The 18,118-nt window shown below is 40.5% G+C and carries 20 protein-coding genes, 2 tRNA genes and 1 other annotated feature; of the genes, 18 read left to right on the forward strand and 4 right to left on the reverse strand.

Translation table 11 applies throughout. The features are described 5' to 3' along the window. Positions 1-5 precede the first annotated feature (5 nt). From AB3Y88_RS11280 to AB3Y88_RS11310, 7 genes are all read left to right on the forward strand, one after another. The gene (locus tag AB3Y88_RS11280) at positions 6-1,481 is read left to right on the forward strand and encodes a phage portal protein (protein WP_228887862.1); all 1,476 of its coding nucleotides are present in this window, start codon (positions 6-8) and stop codon (positions 1,479-1,481) included. Further along, positions 1,459-1,764 (forward strand): ribosomal-processing cysteine protease Prp, encoded by a 306-nt coding sequence (locus tag AB3Y88_RS11285; RefSeq protein WP_228887863.1) that lies wholly within the window; start codon positions 1,459-1,461, stop codon positions 1,762-1,764. Before AB3Y88_RS11280 ends, AB3Y88_RS11285 begins: the two co-directional genes overlap by 23 nt. A gap of 4 nt (positions 1,765-1,768) precedes the next feature. Further along, positions 1,769-2,932, forward strand: a complete 1,164-nt coding sequence (locus AB3Y88_RS11290; RefSeq protein WP_228887864.1) for a minor capsid protein — start codon at positions 1,769-1,771, stop codon at positions 2,930-2,932. 150 nt (positions 2,933-3,082) lie between these two features. Further along, on the forward strand, positions 3,083-3,808 hold the full coding sequence (locus AB3Y88_RS11295) for a hypothetical protein (protein ID WP_228887865.1): 726 nt from the start codon (positions 3,083-3,085) through the stop codon (positions 3,806-3,808). A gap of 186 nt (positions 3,809-3,994) precedes the next feature. Further along, positions 3,995-4,630 carry a DUF4355 domain-containing protein gene (locus AB3Y88_RS11300; protein WP_228887866.1) on the forward strand — a complete coding sequence of 212 codons (636 nt, stop codon included), beginning with the start codon at positions 3,995-3,997 and terminating at the stop codon, positions 4,628-4,630. Between the two features lie 16 nt (positions 4,631-4,646). Further along, complete coding sequence (locus AB3Y88_RS11305) at positions 4,647-5,006, forward strand: hypothetical protein (RefSeq protein ID WP_054756182.1); 360 nt, start codon at positions 4,647-4,649, stop codon at positions 5,004-5,006. A 37-nt stretch (positions 5,007-5,043) separates the two neighbouring features. Beyond that, positions 5,044-5,724, forward strand: coding sequence for a major capsid protein (locus tag AB3Y88_RS11310; RefSeq protein ID WP_261909408.1), 681 nt, complete (start codon positions 5,044-5,046; stop codon positions 5,722-5,724). Between the two features lie 209 nt (positions 5,725-5,933). On the opposite strand, the gene AB3Y88_RS11315 is transcribed toward AB3Y88_RS11310, so the two are convergent. Both AB3Y88_RS11315 and AB3Y88_RS11320 read right to left on the reverse strand, forming a co-directional pair. Further along, positions 5,934-6,021 (reverse strand) — tRNA-Ser (locus AB3Y88_RS11315). A gap of 64 nt (positions 6,022-6,085) precedes the next feature. Further along, positions 6,086-6,838 (reverse strand): NADPH-dependent oxidoreductase, encoded by a 753-nt coding sequence (locus AB3Y88_RS11320; RefSeq protein WP_228887868.1) that lies wholly within the window; start codon positions 6,836-6,838, stop codon positions 6,086-6,088. A gap of 309 nt (positions 6,839-7,147) precedes the next feature. On the opposite strand from AB3Y88_RS11320, the gene AB3Y88_RS11325 reads away from it, so the two are divergent. The 4 genes from AB3Y88_RS11325 (at position 7,148) to AB3Y88_RS11340 (ending at position 10,835) form a co-directional block, all read left to right on the forward strand. Next, positions 7,148-8,311, forward strand: coding sequence for a hydroxymethylglutaryl-CoA synthase (locus AB3Y88_RS11325; RefSeq protein WP_228887869.1), 1,164 nt, complete (start codon positions 7,148-7,150; stop codon positions 8,309-8,311). Positions 8,312-8,455: 144 nt separating this feature from the next. Further along, positions 8,456-9,346: a hypothetical protein gene (locus tag AB3Y88_RS11330; RefSeq protein ID WP_054756184.1), complete on the forward strand. Its 891-nt coding sequence runs from the start codon at positions 8,456-8,458 to the stop codon at positions 9,344-9,346. Next, a complete protein-coding gene (locus AB3Y88_RS11335) occupies positions 9,339-10,337 on the forward strand; it encodes a hypothetical protein (protein WP_228887870.1) in 999 nt (332 codons plus the stop codon). Before AB3Y88_RS11330 ends, AB3Y88_RS11335 begins: the two co-directional genes overlap by 8 nt. Positions 10,338-10,361: 24 nt before the next feature. Further along, on the forward strand, positions 10,362-10,835 hold the full coding sequence (locus AB3Y88_RS11340) for a hypothetical protein (protein WP_367293435.1): 474 nt from the start codon (positions 10,362-10,364) through the stop codon (positions 10,833-10,835). 538 nt (positions 10,836-11,373) lie between these two features. Here AB3Y88_RS11340 and AB3Y88_RS11345 read toward each other — a convergent pair. Continuing rightward, positions 11,374-11,973 carry a tyrosine-type recombinase/integrase gene (locus AB3Y88_RS11345; protein ID WP_054756188.1) on the reverse strand — a complete coding sequence of 200 codons (600 nt, stop codon included), beginning with the start codon at positions 11,971-11,973 and terminating at the stop codon, positions 11,374-11,376. Between the two features lie 295 nt (positions 11,974-12,268). On the opposite strand from AB3Y88_RS11345, the gene AB3Y88_RS11350 reads away from it, so the two are divergent. The 3 genes from AB3Y88_RS11350 to AB3Y88_RS11360 are packed head-to-tail and all read left to right on the forward strand — an operon-like array spanning position 12,269 to position 16,096. After that, positions 12,269-12,997 carry a hypothetical protein gene (locus tag AB3Y88_RS11350; RefSeq protein WP_228887872.1) on the forward strand — a complete coding sequence of 243 codons (729 nt, stop codon included), beginning with the start codon at positions 12,269-12,271 and terminating at the stop codon, positions 12,995-12,997. 29 nt (positions 12,998-13,026) lie between these two features. After that, positions 13,027-13,272, forward strand: a complete 246-nt coding sequence (locus AB3Y88_RS11355; protein ID WP_054756192.1) for a hypothetical protein — start codon at positions 13,027-13,029, stop codon at positions 13,270-13,272. 52 nt (positions 13,273-13,324) lie between these two features. Then, positions 13,325-16,096, forward strand: a complete 2,772-nt coding sequence (locus AB3Y88_RS11360) for an SEC10/PgrA surface exclusion domain-containing protein (RefSeq protein ID WP_228887873.1) — start codon at positions 13,325-13,327, stop codon at positions 16,094-16,096. Between the two features lie 387 nt (positions 16,097-16,483). On the opposite strand, the gene AB3Y88_RS11365 is transcribed toward AB3Y88_RS11360, so the two are convergent. Beyond that, the gene (locus AB3Y88_RS11365) at positions 16,484-16,612 is read right to left on the reverse strand and encodes a hypothetical protein (protein ID WP_261907512.1); all 129 of its coding nucleotides are present in this window, start codon (positions 16,610-16,612) and stop codon (positions 16,484-16,486) included. Between the two features lie 177 nt (positions 16,613-16,789). Here AB3Y88_RS11365 and AB3Y88_RS11370 point away from each other — a divergent pair. The 4 genes from AB3Y88_RS11370 to rpmA all read left to right on the forward strand — a co-directional run bounded on the left by AB3Y88_RS11370 (position 16,790) and on the right by rpmA (position 18,058). Further along, a tRNA-Arg gene (locus AB3Y88_RS11370) sits at positions 16,790-16,863 on the forward strand. A gap of 127 nt (positions 16,864-16,990) precedes the next feature. Beyond that, positions 16,991-17,080: a sequence feature (ribosomal protein L21 leader region), on the forward strand. Between the two features lie 15 nt (positions 17,081-17,095). Then, positions 17,096-17,404: a 50S ribosomal protein L21 gene (rplU, locus tag AB3Y88_RS11375; RefSeq protein WP_054756196.1), complete on the forward strand. Its 309-nt coding sequence runs from the start codon at positions 17,096-17,098 to the stop codon at positions 17,402-17,404. A gap of 29 nt (positions 17,405-17,433) precedes the next feature. Beyond that, the gene (locus tag AB3Y88_RS11380; protein WP_228887874.1) at positions 17,434-17,754 is read left to right on the forward strand and encodes a ribosomal-processing cysteine protease Prp; all 321 of its coding nucleotides are present in this window, start codon (positions 17,434-17,436) and stop codon (positions 17,752-17,754) included. Between the two features lie 22 nt (positions 17,755-17,776). Further along, positions 17,777-18,058 carry a 50S ribosomal protein L27 gene (gene rpmA, locus AB3Y88_RS11385; protein WP_056960977.1) on the forward strand — a complete coding sequence of 94 codons (282 nt, stop codon included), beginning with the start codon at positions 17,777-17,779 and terminating at the stop codon, positions 18,056-18,058. Positions 18,059-18,118: the final 60 nt, after the last annotated feature.

Genomic DNA, 18,118 nt, shown 5'->3' on the forward strand with positions numbered 1-18,118 from the left:
AGGACGTGGGAGTTGCGATTGATTCAGAGTTACTACAGGATTCAAACAATCCTAGTTATAAAGTTTTAAATTACGTAGTCCAGCAGCACAACAGAAGAAAACGCAGACTGCAAATGCTGTCAGATTACTACGATGGCAAGCAGGAAATACTTGACCATTCGATGGTTAATAACCAGTACAGCAGCAATAACAAGGTAGTCGTTAATCACGCCAAGTACATCACCGATATGAACGTTGGTTTTACTACTGGCAATCCAATTGCGTATACAGCTGAAAAAGGTAAGAACATTGATCCGATTACTGATGAATTCAATAAGATGGATGTTCAGACACATGATGCGGAGCTTGAGAAAGATTTGAGCGTGTTCGGTGTCGGCTTTGAAGTTCATTATCTTAAAACGACAGGGTTTGCAGATGATAAGCAGAAACAACCGATTACAGAGGAACGGATTGAATGTATCGATCCACGAGGTATTGCAATGTGTACCGATGATACGGTCGAACATAATCCGTTGTTTGCGATTCACATTCAAGAAAAGTTTGATCTGGATGGAACAGCTAACGGCTATTTACTCGATGTGTACACCAAGACACAGCTAATTTCTTATCGCACAAGATTCGGTTACAACTTGGATGATAGCAATATCGACAGCAGGAAAGTAACACCGCATTACTTTGGTGATGTACCAGTAGTCGAGTTCAGAAATAACGAAGAGCGACAAGGCGATTTTGAACAATGCAAGTCACTGATTGATGCCTACAACACGTTACAGTCTGATCGGATTACTGATAAGCAAGACTTTATTGACGCTTTACTGATTGTGTATGGATTCAGCTTAATGGGTGATGATGAGGAAGAAAGCAAGAGTAAACTCAAGAATGGCTTTATTGACGGGGCACCAGGCAAAGGCGAAGATGGTGCATCAGTCGAATGGCTCACTAAACAGTTAGATGAAACCCAAGTGGAATTGTTAGCCAAGTCAATCGAGAATGACATTCACAAGATTTCTTATGTTCCTAACATGAACGATGAGAACTTCATGGGCAATGTCTCAGGAGAAGCAATGAAATACAAGCTGTTTGGTTTGCTAAATCTGCTGTCTACCAAAACGAGATATCTGGTCAAAGGACTGCGCAGACGTTTAGCTTTAATGCAGAACATCCTGAATAAAAAAGGACAAGGCGTTGATGCTTCTGGTTGCAAGATTACCTTCACACCAAACATTCCGGTTAACTTATCAGATATTATTACCAACATGAAGAATGCAGACGGAATCATTCCGCGAACCATTACTTATGGGTGGTTGCCTGATGTTGACGATCCGGAAGAAGTAGCGGACCAGATGAAACAACAGAAAGCTGATGACATTAAAGATAGTCAGCAAGCTTTATCGGGTGATACAGGTAAGAGTATTGATGATCCGGAATTCAATAATGATGGCAAGGGAGGGAAGAAAAATGATCCAGATTCAGATGATTGAGACACGTCGCTTTGATGAGCGACAAGTTTCAATTCGAGCGACTGGACATGCGCAATTTGCTAAACCAGGAAAAGATATTGTGTGTGCTGCAGTCTCAATTCTTTTGGAACATACTACGCAAAACTTAACCTCTTGTCATGTTAATGATGATGGTGTTAATTATAATGCTGATGTTTTAAACATTGATGATGGCGATAAAAGGCTACTGAGAGCTCTTGGGAACACTTTAGCAACAATTGCGCACCAGTATCCAGAAAACCTTTCATTTACTACAAAGGTCTGATGATATGGCTGATAAAGATAAGCTAACCTACTGGCAGTTACGCGCAGTTAGGAACGAACAAAAAGCACACGATGATGCCAACGAGAAGGTTGAGATCATAACGCGTGCTTATTTACGTGCTCAGAGATATTTGGGTGACCAGGTCAATGATATTTACAAAAGATACTTTGACAATGGTAATTACACAGCGGTACAAGTCAAGGAAATCATGAACACCACGGTTAGTCCTACTGAACTTGTAACTCTGCGTGCGTTAGCCAAGAATGTTACAGACGCTGAGTCTAAGAAACAAGTCACTGATTACTTATCAGCATTAGCGGCTAAAGGACGAATCACTCGCTTAGAAGAGTTACAGGCTAAGTCCTACATTGCGGTTAAACAAGCAGCTAGCGTTGAAGTTGAACATTCGACTGGACTGTACACCAAAGTAATTCAAGATGCATGGAATCAAGCTGCTGCAGAAAAGATAATTGGTGATGTTATCAAAGATGTGCAGCTTTACGAAAAAGGTTATGTGGCTGAGTTAGACAAAGCAAAACGCCAAATTAGAATTGCTAATCCTGAAACCGGTAAGGAGATCACGACAGTTAACGCAGTACCAGAGAAGAAGGTTACTGAGTTCAAGCAACTTTCCACGCGTTACGTTAAGCAGGAGTTAAACGAACAATGGCACGGTAAAAATTACTCACAGCGTATCTGGGATAACACCGATAATCTAGCAGAGAGACTCCATGAGTTATTTACCGCCCAGCAGATGTCTGGAATGTCTGAACGTGATATGGCACAAGCAATTGAAAAAGAGTTTGGCGCTGGTATCTACAATGCAAAACGACTGATCAGAACTGAAGCTAACTATTTCCACAACAAGACAAAGCTTGATAGTTGGAAAGAACGAGATGTGAAGGAGTACCAGCTCGTTGCAGTCCTAGATAAGCGTACGTCTCAGATATGCCGGCACATGGACGGCAAGGTGTTCAAGGTTGAGAATGCAGAGGTTGGCAATGACTATCCGCCATTTCATCCGAACTGTAGAACGGTAGCAGTTATCCATTTCGCTAATAGTCCATACACTGGCACAAGGAATGCCAATAATCCGAATACCGGTAAGAAATTCAAGATTAGCCAAGGCACAACGTATCGTGACTGGGAAAGGATGATTAATGAATGAGATGTTGTAGCGGGTGTGGGTGCATGGTGTTTTTTGCCGTTTTATTTTGGTTGTGCGTGTTAGTGGTAATATTTTAGGAGGAATAAATTTAAACTTTTTGTTACTTATGTTGTACAATCACTATAGAAGTAGTAAAAGGGTGGTTGTGTAATGAGCGATGAAGTAAAAAATCAAAACTGTGAATCTCAAGAGCAAAATCCTGAGAAAAGAAAATGTTTTGTAATAATGCCCATAGGTGAGGAGAATTCGCCAGTTCGCAAAAAATCAGAAGGTTTATTAGAAAGTGTTATAAAACCAGTTTTAAGCAATCTGAATATAGAACCAGTTGTACCAAGTGAAATGAGTAAACCTGGATTGATAACTAATCAAATAATTAAAGAAATAGTAAATGATGATTTAGTTATTGCTAATTTAACAGGCTTGAATCCTAATGTTATGTATGAACTTTCTTTACGTCACTCAACGGGGAAACCTGTTGTCACATTGTCTGATAAAGCAACAGACTTGCCTTTTGATATTCAAAATCAAAGAAATATTCCTTATATTGATTCTTATTATTATTTAAATACAACAAGAAAAATGTTGAAGGATTCAATTATAGGGTTGGGTGATACAAAAGTGGATAAAGATAACCCCATATATAATGCTGTGCAAAAAATAGTTTTTGATAGTAGACAGGATGAGAAGACTATAACAGAAGCTCTGGATCAATTAACTTCAAAAATAGACAATCTAGCCGTTGAAAAAAGAGCTAGTGAAAAAGAAAATATTTCTGTGCCGAAGAGTAATTATGGTAATCTTTTTGAAGAGAATACAGAAAAAGATCCTTTCGCAGGGGTAAAACTCAGTTTAAAAGAAGACCCTTTTAAAGAATGAATAATTCATGAATACTAATTTTTTTGACCTGTCGTATGTCACTAAACTAGGCAAAATTAAATAGCGTGTGTGGGTTTAACTACTCTACATAATGATTGATAGCACTGTACATGGGGCGTTTGCCGTGTGTGGGGTGCTATTTTTCGTGGAGTGAATTAAATGTGCATGAGCTAAGGAGGAATCACAATGGAAAAGATACGATTTTACAGCATTTTATTAAATCTGCAACGTTTCGCTGATCCAGAGCCAACACCAACCCCAGAACCAACGCCAAATCCTGAACCAAACCCAGAGCCGGAAGATAAGCCGTTCAAAGCATTCAAAACTGAAGATGAATTCAACAGTTGGTTTGATTCTGCTTATGACAAGCGGTTTGAAAAAGCTGCAGAGAATCTGAAAGCCAAGTGGGAGAAAGAGTCTAAGGAAAAGAAGTCCTACGACAAGATGACTGACGCTGAGAAAGCCGAGTATGACTTCAATCAGAAGCAAGAAAAGCTTAATCAGCGTGAGCAGGAAGTTACCGTCAAAGAGAATCGTGCTAATATCACGAATAAACTTGCTGAAGATGGTTTACCGGTCAGTCTTGCTAAGGCTTTCGCTCCTGCGTTTGCTGATACGGATAATCTTGAAGCAACTTACAAAGAAGTTACCGAGGGATTCCGTGAGGCACTCAAGCAAGGTGTTGATAAGGCACTGGCTGATTCATCTAAAACACCTGGTGCCGGTGGTGGCGGTTCGAAGTCTACTGATGAAACCTTTGCCCAAGAGCGAAACAAGCAGAGTAAGGGTGCTGCAAAGAGTATTTGGGACACAGTCAAATAAATAAGGAGGAATTTCAATGTATGTAAAAGGGAAAACAGTAGTTAACCAGATCAATTTCTTAGCTTCAGAAGTATCATTAGTTCCATTTCCACAGACAGTGGATAACACCAACTACAATGTACAGACCGACGATCTTGGTCACAAGATTATCCCTGCCGGGACCGTTTATCCGACAAATGATGCTAAGGCAATCGGGGTAACCTACAACGAAGTTGATGTAACTAACGGCAAACAGCCTGTGGCAGTCATTCAGGAAGGTTGGGTACTTGGTCAACGCTTGCCAGTTGCTCCGTCTGCGGATGCAATTAAGGCAATGACCACAATTCATTTCAAGGATATTGATGCTTTAACTGCCGCACAAGGCGGTCAAGGCTAGTATTTTTGTTCAAATCACAAATTAGGAGGAACTGTTAATGCCAAAATTAATTGATTTACAACGTTTTGCAGATATTGCAGAACTTTTCTCGCAACGAGAAATCTTAGATTACACCCGGAATCGTGATTATCCAGTAATGTTGGGTGATACGTTATTCCCAGCACGCCGGACACAATCACTTGAATTAGATCAGTTGAGCGGCGGGACACGCACACCGATTATTGCTTCACTGTCTGCATTTGATGCCGAAGCCGAGATTGGCAGCCGTCAAGCTGAAAAGAAAGCAATGGAACTTGCGTACATTAAGCGTAAGATGCAGATCAAAGAAAAAGATCTCATTGCTTTGAAGAATCCACGGACACCGGAAGAAAAGCAGTATCTTATGAATCGTGTATTCAACGACATCGATGTTTTGGTGCAAGGTGTTAATGCGCGAGTTGAGAAGATGGCTATGGATGTGTTGGCTACTGATAAAATTACTGATGAAGATCTTGATATTTCTTTGGATTACCAAGTCCCAGCAGAACATCAAACAACGCTCGCAAGCACTAAGACATGGGATAAAGACGGTGTCGATATTCTGAACGACTTGGTTACTTTTGCTGATGCGTTGGATATCACACCAACGCGTGCACTGACATCTAAGAAAGTCTACCGTTCTTACTATTTAAATACATTGGCTTCACTGATGAAAGACGGCAGAGTAATGGGAAGCTAATAAAATAACCTCACACATAATTGAGTGGGGCTTTTTTATACAAAATTTTCCTATAAAATGAATATTATATAGTTTTCTTTTTCTTGTTCTGCGTGCCGTCTGCGTGCCACTTTTTCATAAATTAACGTAAGACAACGCAAATAAAAAAATAGAAACGCCTTTATATCAGCGTTTCTAACGGTTGTAGCATAAGTTAAATTAGTATAATAAGGAGAGTACAGGATTTGAACCTGCGCGCCGGTATAAGCCGGTTCGCCGGATTTCGAGTCCGGTGCATTACCACTCTGCCAACTCTCCAACAACGATAAATATTATACCAATTTAGATTGCAAAAAGCAATGAAAACTATGAGATAGCTTCATTAAGCAAGGCAGAGTTGCTGTTTGTGTAATATTTCAAGAATTTGGTTGCGCTTGGTATCACGCTGATCCATTTTGGCAGAGGCTACTTGTTTTGTAAAGGAATCAATGCGTCGATTGGTATCGCGCAAGTCATAATAGGTTTGCACAACTTCATCATAAGGCGCCAAAGCGTGAACATCGAATGCAGTCTGATAGGTGTTTTCAAACAAAGTAAACGGCAAGGGAAGTCGCGGTTTAAGCTGCGGTTTTTGTGCGGGCTGGCCAACTTGGAGTCCTAACAAAGGAAAAGTCATTTGCGGCAGTCCCAGAAGTTCAATCATTTTTTGGGCATCATTGACAATACTGCCGAGGATGACAGCACCAAGTTGCATGCTTTCTGCAGCATTGACCACATTTTGGACTGCAAGTACGGTATCCTCAACTCCTTGAATGAAGACATCGGTTTGATGTAAGCGCCCATCATCTGCTTGCATTTGTTTTCTAATTTGTTGATTGCGATATAAATCGACCACGAAAATGAGAAGCTCACCGTTTCCGCCAACGTAGTCTTGTGTGGATATCTTTCGAATGGCTGCCTTTTTTTGATCGTCGGTAATCTGCATAATAGTGAACTGCTGCATAAACATGCTGGTTGAGGTATGGCGCGCAACTTGCAGGAGTGTTTCTAATTGTGCTGGTGTCACTTTTACGGGTGCAAATTCGCGGATGGTACGATGCTGTAATTGTGTATCAATAGTAAAATTTTGTGTCATGTCTTCCTCCAAAGTACGTAAAAGTTATTTGAGTTGTTTCCAGTGATGTTTGCTGAAATTGCAGGTGAATGGCTGTAAAACAACTATGCTTTAGATTGTACAATATTTCTGATATAAGTGAATAGACAAGTGGAGTGAAATATTTTTTAGCCGGTTAATCACGAGTTAAACAAAGCAAATTTGCGGTTGTTACAACTGTCAATTTAAGGAATCTTTAAAGAAATTGCGAAGGTGAAAGTTAGGGCAAAACTAGGAGGAAGAGCTTTTTTCGTGTATGATAAGACTAAAGTTCTTAAGGGAGTGAAAGAAATGAAAATCGGAATTGACAAAATTGGTTTCTTTACATCGCATTTGTTTGTGGATATGAAGGAACTCGCTTTTGCCCGCGCTGAAGATCCTAACAAGTATTTGATTGGAATCGGTCAGTCTAAAATGGCGGTAATTCCTCCGAGCCAAGATGTCGTGACAATGGCGGCAAATGCTGCAGCTCGGATACTGACAACAGCCGATAAGGAGCAGATTAGCTATGTGATCTTTGCAACGGAGTCGGGCATCGATAACTCTAAGGCAACGGCTGTCTATTTAGCCCGTTTATTGGGACTCAAAAAAGAAATTAGAGCAATTGAGCTAAAACAGGCTTGCTATGGTGCGACTGCAGGGATTCAATTGGCCCGCGGTTTTGTTGCCTTGAACCCGGATAGCAAAGTTCTCGTGATTGCAGCGGATAACGCGCGTTATGGCATTAAGTCTCCCGGTGAACCGACACAAGGCGGCGGTGCAGTGGCACTATTGATTGGCACCAACCCTCAGATTTTAGCACTTGAAGATGGAAGTACCGCCTATACCCAAGATATTATGGATTTTTGGCGTCCGTTAGGAAAAAATGAAGCGCTGGTAGACGGCCGTTATTCAGAGGATGTCTATTTGAATTTCTTCAGCCATGTCTGGCAGGCATATTTAGATAAGACGGGTTATCAGTTGGGAGATTTTGCGGCCCTTCTTTTTCACTTACCATATACTAAAATGGGACTTAAAGCATTACGGATCGCTTTAAAAGATGCTCGTCCTGATGAAGCTGTGAACTTTGTGCAAGAATTTGAACATGCGCGGACGTTTAACCGCGAAGTGGGAAATTTGTACACTGGTTCGTTGTATCTTAGCTTGCTTTCCTTGTTGTTTAATAGTGAAAAACTCAGAGCGGGCCAACGAATTGGCTTGTTTAGTTATGGTTCAGGCGCAGAAGCTGAGTTTTACAGCGGAATTGTACAGCCGAATTTCAAACAAGGATTGATGAATGTCAATTATTTGCAAGTGCTTAATGAGCGGCAGGAAGTCAGTGTTTCTGAATACGAAAAGCTATATCAGCAACACTTATTTTCTGCTCAAGAGGGACAGGTTGCTTATGATACCGACCCTGCGCGCTATTTCTTTGCGGGAATCAGTGATTTTAAGCGGCAATATCAGGAGAAATAACAGCTTACTATGCTAGTATTTGGGCTAAAAGTGTTTGCAATGCTATAATAAATGGGAAAATAGAATTTTTAGTGTTTAAGAATAAGTGCATGCTGATTTTTAGAGTGATTAAAATCTATGCATACATAATAAGGGGAGATCGGTGTGACAAATGTAAATCAAGCCCGCACGCAGGAACATTCTGTGGCAGCACAGCAGCTTTCAAAGGCAGTGGCAACTAAAATTAGTTATCTGCAGACTTTGGCACAGGCAGTTGAGGATCGGAATGATCGTCTTATTTATCAATTAATTGATGGCGAACGCTATTCAGAAAAAGTCATGCAATCTAAACATGGAACAGCTGATACTGCAAATGAAAACCTAGTCAGTGATATTGCAGATAATCTTGGCCAATACCTCAGTGGTAATCTGCTTGCTTATTTGCGCGAGACTTATCCTTTCTTCTACTTTGAACAAATTGGCAAGGGCCACTATCAATTTTATTTTGGTAATTGGTGGGACCGGCGCCTTTTTGGGACATTAAATGTTTTGCGTGTCAGCTTTGATTTTGAGCAAACAGAGTATGAAAAATTACGGCGTGCATTTGAATTAGAAGCTGAAAACAAACGCTTAAATACTGATAAAATTGCAGCTTTATCGAAACAAGCTGACCAACTACAGGCTCTAATTGACTCGCAAGATCAGCGTGACAAGGAAAAAGAAGAAGTCCGGTTGCAGTTAAAGAAAAACGCCCAAGAAAAGGTCATGCCCTGGGAAGCTGCGAAGCTCAGAGAAGCCAAACAAGAGCTGGTAGATCGTCTTTCCGAATTAAGTGATCAAGATGAAAAGGCACAAGAAGCTTATCGTCTAATCAAAGATAATGAAAATCAAGTACTCGCGTTATCCAAAGAGGATACACTGGTAGGCTATGAGAAACAGAGTATTGTTGCGAAGTTTGGTAGCTTTGAGAATTTTGAAGCGAAGAATGAGACGCTTTACCGCGACTATATTGCTGATTTAATTGCAACCAAAGGGCGGGTGAATACTAATGAGTAAAGATGAACGCCAAGCGACAGAAACTTTTGAACCACAAGAGTCAACCACCGAGTCGACCGCTGCCAACGCAGCTACCTTGAGTACCTCTGGCAGATTAATGGCCTATAATGATCAGTTGAAAGATAGCTTGAAACACGGACAAGTTTTTACTGAATTATTAGACACTTTAATTGAAACTACGAGTGCAACAGAATTATTAACAGCGGCGCAAAGGCTAGTTGCTTATCAGCTAGATACTTCGTTTGTGACTTTTCCGCAACAATACAGTCAATCTGACTTCTATTTGATCTTTCTCAATCGTTTATTAGCATTGCATGGCAGAGAAAGAGTGATTTTGCAATCCTCTGATCGTTTTCATGAACTCTATCATGAGTTTCCGGGCATCAATACCCATGGATATTTTGTATTTCAGCTTGAAGAGACTGCCCAACGCGGAGCCTATTACACTGAAAAGAATACAGGCGAAACCCTCTTTTATCTGAACTTTGAAAAACAGGTTCTTCGTTTTAACAGCCGCGCGTTAACACAGTTATTATTGGTAGATTATGAAGGTAAAGTTGCCGAAACGGCATTAAGAGGTTTTGAGAACTATTTATTGGATATCGGTAAGTTTCTCAAAGAAGATTTTGGATTTGATACCGACTTTACTTTAATGGATCCTTCAAACAGTGCTGTTTACCAATTAGCTGATCCCAACCTTTCAAGCACTGTCTTGGATAAACTCTTTGTTGAAACGGCAAAGGGTGGCAGGATTCTTGAACGCGGTGCTGAAGGAGAAGCGGTTTTAAAGCTTGATGATCATGTGGTCGTCAGACTATTTTCCCAAGAGACGCGTGAAAATGAAACAGATGGCTGGGTGCTAAAAGTTAGTGATCCTGAACACAAGGAGTCATGGTTTGACATCTTACTTAAATACTCCTTTTTGCGTGCATGGTATCTGGACAACTTGGCAAGCCTTGAAATTCGGGCCGATTCTCTTTATTTTAATTAGAGCTAAAAGACGGGAGCAGATCATTTGGACGTAAAGAAAATGCTGGATAGTGCGCGGTTGCAGACTGAGCTGCTTGTAGAAAATACACCGATTTCAAAGCGACCGGCCGCACTTTTTTGTGAACTTAACCTTGATTTAGCGGTGTTATTTAACGCTTATTTTGAGCAAAAGCCTGCTGCATTTTTACCTGATTTTTGTAAAGTAACTGCGCTTTTCTTGCGAATTGCCAACGAAAAGAAATGGACCTACTTGCTATTATTGCCAGATGAAAAGTTAACTTATTTGGAGCAAAAGCCTGTCAGCAGATTTGTTGCGGATGATTATTTAATTATGCAAAAGCTTCTCAACAATAGTTATTTTAAACGCCGCTCTGCAGCCTTTGTCCATGCATGGCATATTTTTGTTAAGTTTGGCCTAGTTGATTTAGGATTTTCTGCAGCAGAAATTCAGACCGCTTTTTTGGAAATATTTCCACCTGCAAGTGGTGAACAGTTCTAAAGAAGCAGCGTGAAGCTGGCAAGTGGTGCTGAATTTGAGCAGATTGTGGTCAAGTGGGAGAATTTTTTAGAGGTACCATTAATGTGCAGATTGTAAAATAAAACAGAAGAAGGGGCTGTGACAAAATTTAACTTTTGTCATAGCCCCTCTTTTATTCCGGATAAACGTGTTCCATAAGTCAAAATTCTCCGTCTAACTTCGAATTACTCATAGCAAAGTACCCGCTATGTTCGTAATTTCGAGTTAGCACTCAAATTTTACCGACTTATGTCACACTCTCCCTTCTGTTTTATTTTTAAGTCGTCTGTTTAAATGGTAAGTAAATCTTAACTTTAAATTCACTATTAAAATAGGATATAATTAATAATTGAGATAATTATTTTGTGAGCTCCACTGTTAATTCGACTGAAGCTTAAATAATTTGTGATAAAAGCAAAATCTAAAAGGAGTCATTTTAACATAAAGACCTCTAGGGCAATTATCGAATATAAATTTGTTTAAGTCAACGACTATTTTAGAATAATTTTTTATGAATAAATCAATCGAAATTGATACTGTCTAGCATAGCTTCACGAGTTGTTTGATCCAAGCCTAAATATTTAAGAGTAGAGCTCTGGTCACTGTGGTTGAGCAGGCGCATTACAAGGGCAATATTATGGTCTGTTTGTTGATAGACTTTATAAGCGCCTGTTTTCCGCATAGTGTGAGTCCCTAAGTAGTTAATACCAAGTAAGTCACCTGTACGTGCCATTATTTTATAATACTGCTTTCTGGTAATATGCCTTGTATCATTTTTAGTAGAAGGAAATAACCATTCTGAATGCAGATTAGTATCTTCTAACCAAGTATGGTAGGCTTTAAGGTCTTTTCGGACCGGTTTGAGGTAGAGAGTATTAGGTTTCCCAGTTTTTTGATCACGCGTGTAGGTTCTTACTTTGACTGCACCATTGTTTTCAAAAACATCTGTGTAACGTAATGACAAAACATCGCTGACACGTAATAAAGTCGCCTTCCCAACTTGAAAAACTGTATAGTTACGCCTGCCAGCTTGAAAATTGTTTAATAAGGTATCTTTTACTTGTTCTAAAACAGCGGGATCTTTGATTGGTCCAACTAGATGGGCATGTCGAGTTACCATAAGATTCTCCTTTTGAAAGTTTCTTGTTTGAAATCTGATTTTTTATAATTTTTATACTTTGTTTAAGATAATTACTAATATGATCACGATCCAGAGGGGACTTTATGTTAAAAAGTCCCCTCTATTCTATATACGAATAAAAATGCCCCAAGGTCGTTGTGATTAAAAAGTAAAATTGTTTGCTCAATTAATATTTTGTTTGCGAATACTTAATAAGGCGCGGTCTACTTATGTAAATTGGACATTCTTAGAGGAAATTGACATAAATATAGATCTTAATTTTAGGAGAATGAAGGTGAGTGAAATAAAGGAAAACAGAATTTATCAGGCTGAACGGTTGCAATATCAGCAAAATTATGGTCCGTATCGCATGGGTTCATTCGTCAATCTTGATCCGCAGGAGATGGAACGTGAAGCTTTCGTCATGTATCCGACTAAAAACACATTAGGGATGTTTAATTTACTAAGAGAAATGGATGGGATCCCACCTTTTGAGGAAGCGTTCCAAGAAGATTATGCACGGTATGCCTCTTCAAATCGATATTTACGTAAGTTTTTGCAAGAAATCTATAAAAGTAACTTTTCAATTAGTGCAGAAGGTGCAGAATTTTTAGAAGCAGTTGGAAATGAAGCAGAAGAGCACACGATTCGCTGTGTTGAGGCGGTGGATGCCGCATATAATCTTTATTACATTTTGATTGGCGGCAGGGCACCTTTGGAATGTAAGAGTGATGAATTGGGGAATGCCCGTTCTTTTGACTATCATGCTGATCTTTTCACATATACAGCAGATGAGCAGGCAGTCGTTTTTCATGAGCAAGCTTTCATTGAACTCATTTTTGGAATGGTACAGGATTATTTTCAACGGCAAGCGACCTTGGAGAATCTAGTAGAACACACTGCTCTATTCGGGGTAGATGGTCCTTTTTTGACGGATGAGTTACATATCAGTGAAGTTTCATCTTCATTGCGAATCGCGATGATTATTAAAACAAACTTGGAATGGACGCCACTGGTGAATTAGGTATTCGGTGATTTATAAGGAGTAAAGTAATGGGAATTTTTAAAGATTATTTAACCAAGACAAGACAAATTTCACAAGATGCTAAGGAACGTGAAAAAGAGCAATACAGAAATTCGCCTTCACGAGCTGCACGCCAAATGCAAGAAGAGTTTGATCAACAAGATGCAGCCGACGAATTTGCTAAAAAAGCTGCATTAGCAGTCGGAAAAGGAATCTTTAAAGGCGGTGCCAAGTTAACTAAAGCTGCATTTAGGAAGATGAACGCTAAAAAGTAAATGCATCCTCGCGTTAGTAAATTCAGTCTAATTGAAGAAGGGATTTTCAACAATGAAAAACGAAAAAGTTAGTACTTTAATTAAAAAAGTTGCAGTGACTGCGGCAGTTGTGACCGCCGGAACCGCAGCAACTACGACCGCACATGCAGATACAGTCAGCACGGCTAGCAGTACTAGCGCAACTGCAGCATCTCAAAAAGCGGTTAATGATACCAAGCAGAATCTTAGCAAAGCACAGACACAAACGGCAACTGCTGCTAGTGAAGTTGCTAAACAGCAGGCGACAACAGATAAGGCCAAAGAAGTCGCTGCCAGTGCGTCAAGCAATCTAGAGCAGGCGAGTGCTGCCAAGTCAACTGCCACAGCAGCTGTTTCAAGTGCTGCGAGTGCTGTTAGCACGGCTCAAACAACTAAAGACACCGCCACAGCTGAAAACATTAGTAAAGCTCAGTCCGAAGTTTCAAATGCTGCCAAGACTGTTACAAGCAGCAGTGCAGCAGCAAGTTCAGCCGCAGCAGCTACGAAAGAAGCACAAACAAACGCTGACAGCGCACAAAGCTCAGCAACAACAGCGTCAAATGCTGAATCAAGTGCAAAAGCTGATGTTGCTTCAGCATCTAGTCAATTAGAAAGTGATCAAAATAAGGCTGGGGTTGATTCTCAGACTGCAAGTCAAATCACTGATACCCAATCACAAATTAGCAGCGCTTCATCATCCCAAGCGTCTCTTACCAGTGACAAAGCAAATGCCGAATCTGATTTATCAGATGCTCAAAGTAAAGCATCCAGCATTGATACCGATTCAGCCAATGCTGCTGTCTCATCTGCGCAGTCGGCAGTAAACAGTGATAATTCAGCAGTTGCTGCTGCTTCGAGTTCTAAAACAACCGCTGACAAGGCTAAAACTGATGCACAAACAACACTTGACACACTCAAAAATAGTCAAGGATCAATCACAGGCGGTAGTAAAATCACCTTGACAAGTACTGAAGCATCAAGCGTTAAGCAAACACCTTCTATCGTTGACAACGGTGCTGGAAGTGGCACTACATTTGCTGCTAGCGCTGCTGATAAAACAACTACAATTGATGCTAATAATATGACTACTGCACAAGCAACCGAATTATCATCATATGCAGCTGCACTGCTCAACAAATTACGCGAACAAGCTGGAGTGACTGTTAAAGTTAAAGTCACTGATGGCGCAATCAATTTCGCTAAACAAGTAGCGACTAACTACAATAGCGATAAATGGTCTGGGTACGATAGCGGTCATGATGTATCTGCAATTGAAAAAGCAGCTGATAACTACGGTCTAGCTGATACAGGGAATTATTACGAAGACCTTGAATCATATGATGCTGCTTTCGATACAACCATGACAATGTACGACGCTAAGAAATACATTTACGATGCAATTTATGAAATGATGTTTGATGATTCATCATCTAGTTACGGTCATACAATTTCATTACTTGGTCTGAATGCAAATCATTACAATGCTAGTTCCATTGATTATTTCGCTGTAAGTTTTGATAAATATGGTAATATTCATTTCGAACTCGTAAATTCAAATACAACGTATGTCAAAGACAGCACCAAATTTGCTGAAACATTCGACACAACGGATAAAACAATTTCAGCGACAGGCGCTACAGCAACGCAAATTGCAGCTGCACAAACAGCATTGGATAATGCTACTACAGCCGACAACACCGCTAGTGCTGCTTATACTGCCGCAGTTAACAAATTAAACACAGATACGGCAACATTAACGGCTGCTAAAACAAATGCCGCTACTGTAACAGCACAAAAGATCGCTGCTGAAAATACCGTAACTACGCTTCAAAATAAACTCAATAGTATTAACAACCAATTAACAACTGTCAACAATACCTTGGCAACGCTTAATACTAAACTAGCTACTTTGAAAGCAAAAGCTGCATCTGAACAAACCGCTTCACAGGAATTGCAAGCTAAAATCGCTGCCGATCAATCTGTTTTGGAACAAAAACAGGCTATTTATGCTGCAGCTCAAGCAGCAACAGTTAAAGCCACAGCAGCATTAACGGCTGCTAAGCAAAAAGTTGCGACAGCAGTTGCTGCACAAACAGCGGCTGAAACTGCCTTGACTACCGCTAAGACAAAGCTTGCTGCTGCGCAAGCAAACCTCGCTCAGTTGACGAATGCAGCTGCAAACTTACAAGCAGCGCAGACTGCCTATCAAACAGCTTTAGCGCAACTTGCTGCGGCTAATCAAGCCTATACGGTCGCTAAAAGTGAGTATGACAGTCAACAGGCCGTTTATACGCAAGCAGCGCAAAAATTGACTAGTGCACAACAGCAATTGCAGACATTGCAACTGCAGGAAAAAGCACTGCAACAGAAATTGGCAGTTGAATCAGCAGTCGACACAGCCGCTGAAACACCTACTACTAATGCTTCCCATATCACTGGTGCTACCAACCAGCAAACAGCGGCTGCTGCAACATCTACAGCTAAAAACGTCACAGATAAGGCCAAGGCAATTTCAGCGACAGATCAGCAAGGTACTTTGGTAAAACCTACAACAGAGGTTATGAAGCTAAGCAGTGCTCATGGGGTTACAGAGGCTAACACTAAAAAGGCATCCGACACTAGAGCAACCTCAGCTGCGGCACAGACTGTCAAGCAAGCAGCCCTAGGAGAAGTTACATTACCACAAACAGGTGATAATCAAGCAGCAAGTCGTGAGGTGTCATTCTTTGGAAGTTTGCTGCTCACACTTGCGTCAATTTTATTTAGTCTGGACTTTTTACGTAAGTATAAACATTTCAGCAAATAAGAACTTGCACGCACGTTTGGCTATATTTAATGTGCAATGTTGTCAGCTTTGATTTTGATAATTCACAAAAAAAGAGGGTGTGACCTAAGTCGGGAAAATTTGAGTGCTAACTCGAATTACGAACATAGCGAGTACTTTGCGTACTTTGCTATGAGTAATTCGAAGTTAGACGGAGAATTTTGACTTATGGAACACGTTTATCCGCAATAAAAGAGGGGCTGTGACAAAAGTTAACTTTTGTCACAGCCCCCATTTTGAAATCAAACATTTTTTAGCAGTGCACGTAATTGAATACGAAGTATAAATTTCTAGCAATGGCTTCTCAGACCTAGGGGTGCGGACGTAGACAATTTCTGCTTAAGTATAAGCAATTGTTACAAGAAGAAATTAAAAGCTGGTCTTTTGTTCATCTTGTTCGAAATGTTTGTAACTTGCACGTTCCTTGCGCTGACTGCCGTAGTATTGAATAACACCTGCAAGAATAAGAATGCCAACGATTGCAAAAAATGGTATCATTTCAATCACCCTTTTCTTTGTTTTGATATTACATTTATGTTACATTGATATTATCGCACGGTTACAAAAATGTTTCAACTAAAAAGAGTTGTTTGCTTTAGGGATCCTTTTTCGAGTGCTTCAAAAAAAGGTTTGACAGTGTGTAGGGGATACACTATAATATCTAGTGTTGTTCATGGCTCGGTAGCTCAGCTGGATAGAGCATCCGCCTTCTAAGCGGACGGTCGAGAGTTCGAATCTCTCCCGCGCCATCACACACGATGTAAAACCTGTTATGCTTCTTGCAAGCAAACAGGTTTTTTTATTGGTAAGTCCAGTCCAAAGGGATTGACGGCTTGCTATTTATCTGGTATCATTTCAATGTTGTATTTGTGCATGCTGCAACTGCAACCGCACGTGAGCAGTTATTGAAGTGGCTACCAAAGTTGATTTGGGGTCCGCTGAAGCACGGCGAGTCTAAGTAATGTTAAGGAGGTGCACTAAATGTACGCAATTATCAAAACAGGTGGAAAGCAGCTTAAAGTAGAAGCAGGTCAAGCAATCTATGTTGAAAAGCTTGCTGCTGAAGCTGGTGAAAAAGTTACTTTTGACCAAGTTGTCTTGGTAGGTGGCGATCAGGCTGTTGTTGGCAAACCATTTGTTGACGGCGCAACTGTGACAGGAACTGTTGAAAAACAAGGCCGCGCAAAGAAGGTTGTTACTTTCAAGTATAAGCCAAAGAAACATTCACATACAAAGCAAGGTCATCGTCAACCATATACAAAAGTTGTGATCGACGCGATCAACGCTTAGTAAGCAAAGGGCTTAAAAAGAGGTTTAATATGATCAAAGCACATTTTCTTTATACCAGCAAGCAGATTTGCGGCTTTGAGTTGACTGGACATGCTGAATCTGGCGAATACGGTCAAGATATCGTTTGTGCGGGAGTTTCTGCCTTGGCTATTAGTACTGTGAATGGACTGCAGAAACTGGCTAAAGCACAGATAGAGTTGACTGCTGATGAAGAGCACGGCGGATATCTGAAAGTTAGCTTGGACAGTGCTGAAAAGGGCAATCAAGCGGCTGCTTTATTGCTCGCTAGCTTCAAGTTAGGTATGGAAGAAATTGCGACTAGTTATGCTAAATATATAGAAATTTCCTAGAGACTGAGGAGGTGCACGAATTATGTTAATGAATTTACAGTTCTTCGCTCATAAAAAGGGTGGTGGCTCGACTTCTAACGGACGTGATTCAGAATCAAAGCGTCTTGGCTCAAAGAGCGCTGATGGACAAATTGTTTCTGGTGGTTCTATCCTTTACCGTCAACGTGGAACAAGAATTTATCCAGGGACTAACGTTGGCAAAGGCGGGGATGATACATTGTTCGCCAAGATCGATGGAGTAGTTCGTTTCGAGCGTAAAGGCCGCGACAAGAAACAGGTATCTGTTTACCCAGTGGCTGAATAATTTATTTCAGAGACTTGAAGATCAATACGGAACGTAACGTTTTGTGTTGGTCTTTTTATT

Origin of the sequence: Liquorilactobacillus satsumensis (assembly GCF_964065465.1) — a bacterium.
Lineage (GTDB): Bacteria > Bacillota > Bacilli > Lactobacillales > Lactobacillaceae > Liquorilactobacillus > Liquorilactobacillus satsumensis.

Excerpts from the sequence above, each read along its gene's own strand:
- AB3Y88_RS11310 (WP_261909408.1), top strand. The coding sequence starts at position 5,044 with ATGCCAAAATTAATTGATTTACAACGTTTTGCAGATATTGCAGAACTT.
- AB3Y88_RS11285 (WP_228887863.1), top strand. The coding sequence starts at position 1,459 with ATGATCCAGATTCAGATGATTGAGACACGTCGCTTTGATGAGCGACAA.
- rplU (WP_054756196.1), top strand. The coding sequence starts at position 17,096 with ATGTACGCAATTATCAAAACAGGTGGAAAGCAGCTTAAAGTAGAAGCA.
- AB3Y88_RS11335 (WP_228887870.1), top strand. The coding sequence starts at position 9,339 with ATGAGTAAAGATGAACGCCAAGCGACAGAAACTTTTGAACCACAAGAG.
- AB3Y88_RS11345 (WP_054756188.1), bottom strand. The coding sequence starts at position 11,973 with ATGGTAACTCGACATGCCCATCTAGTTGGACCAATCAAAGATCCCGCT.
- AB3Y88_RS11295 (WP_228887865.1), top strand. The coding sequence starts at position 3,083 with ATGAGCGATGAAGTAAAAAATCAAAACTGTGAATCTCAAGAGCAAAAT.
- AB3Y88_RS11355 (WP_054756192.1), top strand. The coding sequence starts at position 13,027 with ATGGGAATTTTTAAAGATTATTTAACCAAGACAAGACAAATTTCACAA.
- AB3Y88_RS11360 (WP_228887873.1), top strand. The coding sequence starts at position 13,325 with ATGAAAAACGAAAAAGTTAGTACTTTAATTAAAAAAGTTGCAGTGACT.
- AB3Y88_RS11300 (WP_228887866.1), top strand. The coding sequence starts at position 3,995 with ATGGAAAAGATACGATTTTACAGCATTTTATTAAATCTGCAACGTTTC.
- AB3Y88_RS11305 (WP_054756182.1), top strand. The coding sequence starts at position 4,647 with ATGTATGTAAAAGGGAAAACAGTAGTTAACCAGATCAATTTCTTAGCT.
- AB3Y88_RS11290 (WP_228887864.1), top strand. The coding sequence starts at position 1,769 with ATGGCTGATAAAGATAAGCTAACCTACTGGCAGTTACGCGCAGTTAGG.
- AB3Y88_RS11320 (WP_228887868.1), bottom strand. The coding sequence starts at position 6,838 with ATGACACAAAATTTTACTATTGATACACAATTACAGCATCGTACCATC.
- AB3Y88_RS11365 (WP_261907512.1), bottom strand. The coding sequence starts at position 16,612 with ATGATACCATTTTTTGCAATCGTTGGCATTCTTATTCTTGCAGGTGTT.
- AB3Y88_RS11325 (WP_228887869.1), top strand. The coding sequence starts at position 7,148 with ATGAAAATCGGAATTGACAAAATTGGTTTCTTTACATCGCATTTGTTT.
- AB3Y88_RS11380 (WP_228887874.1), top strand. The coding sequence starts at position 17,434 with ATGATCAAAGCACATTTTCTTTATACCAGCAAGCAGATTTGCGGCTTT.
- rpmA (WP_056960977.1), top strand. The coding sequence starts at position 17,777 with ATGTTAATGAATTTACAGTTCTTCGCTCATAAAAAGGGTGGTGGCTCG.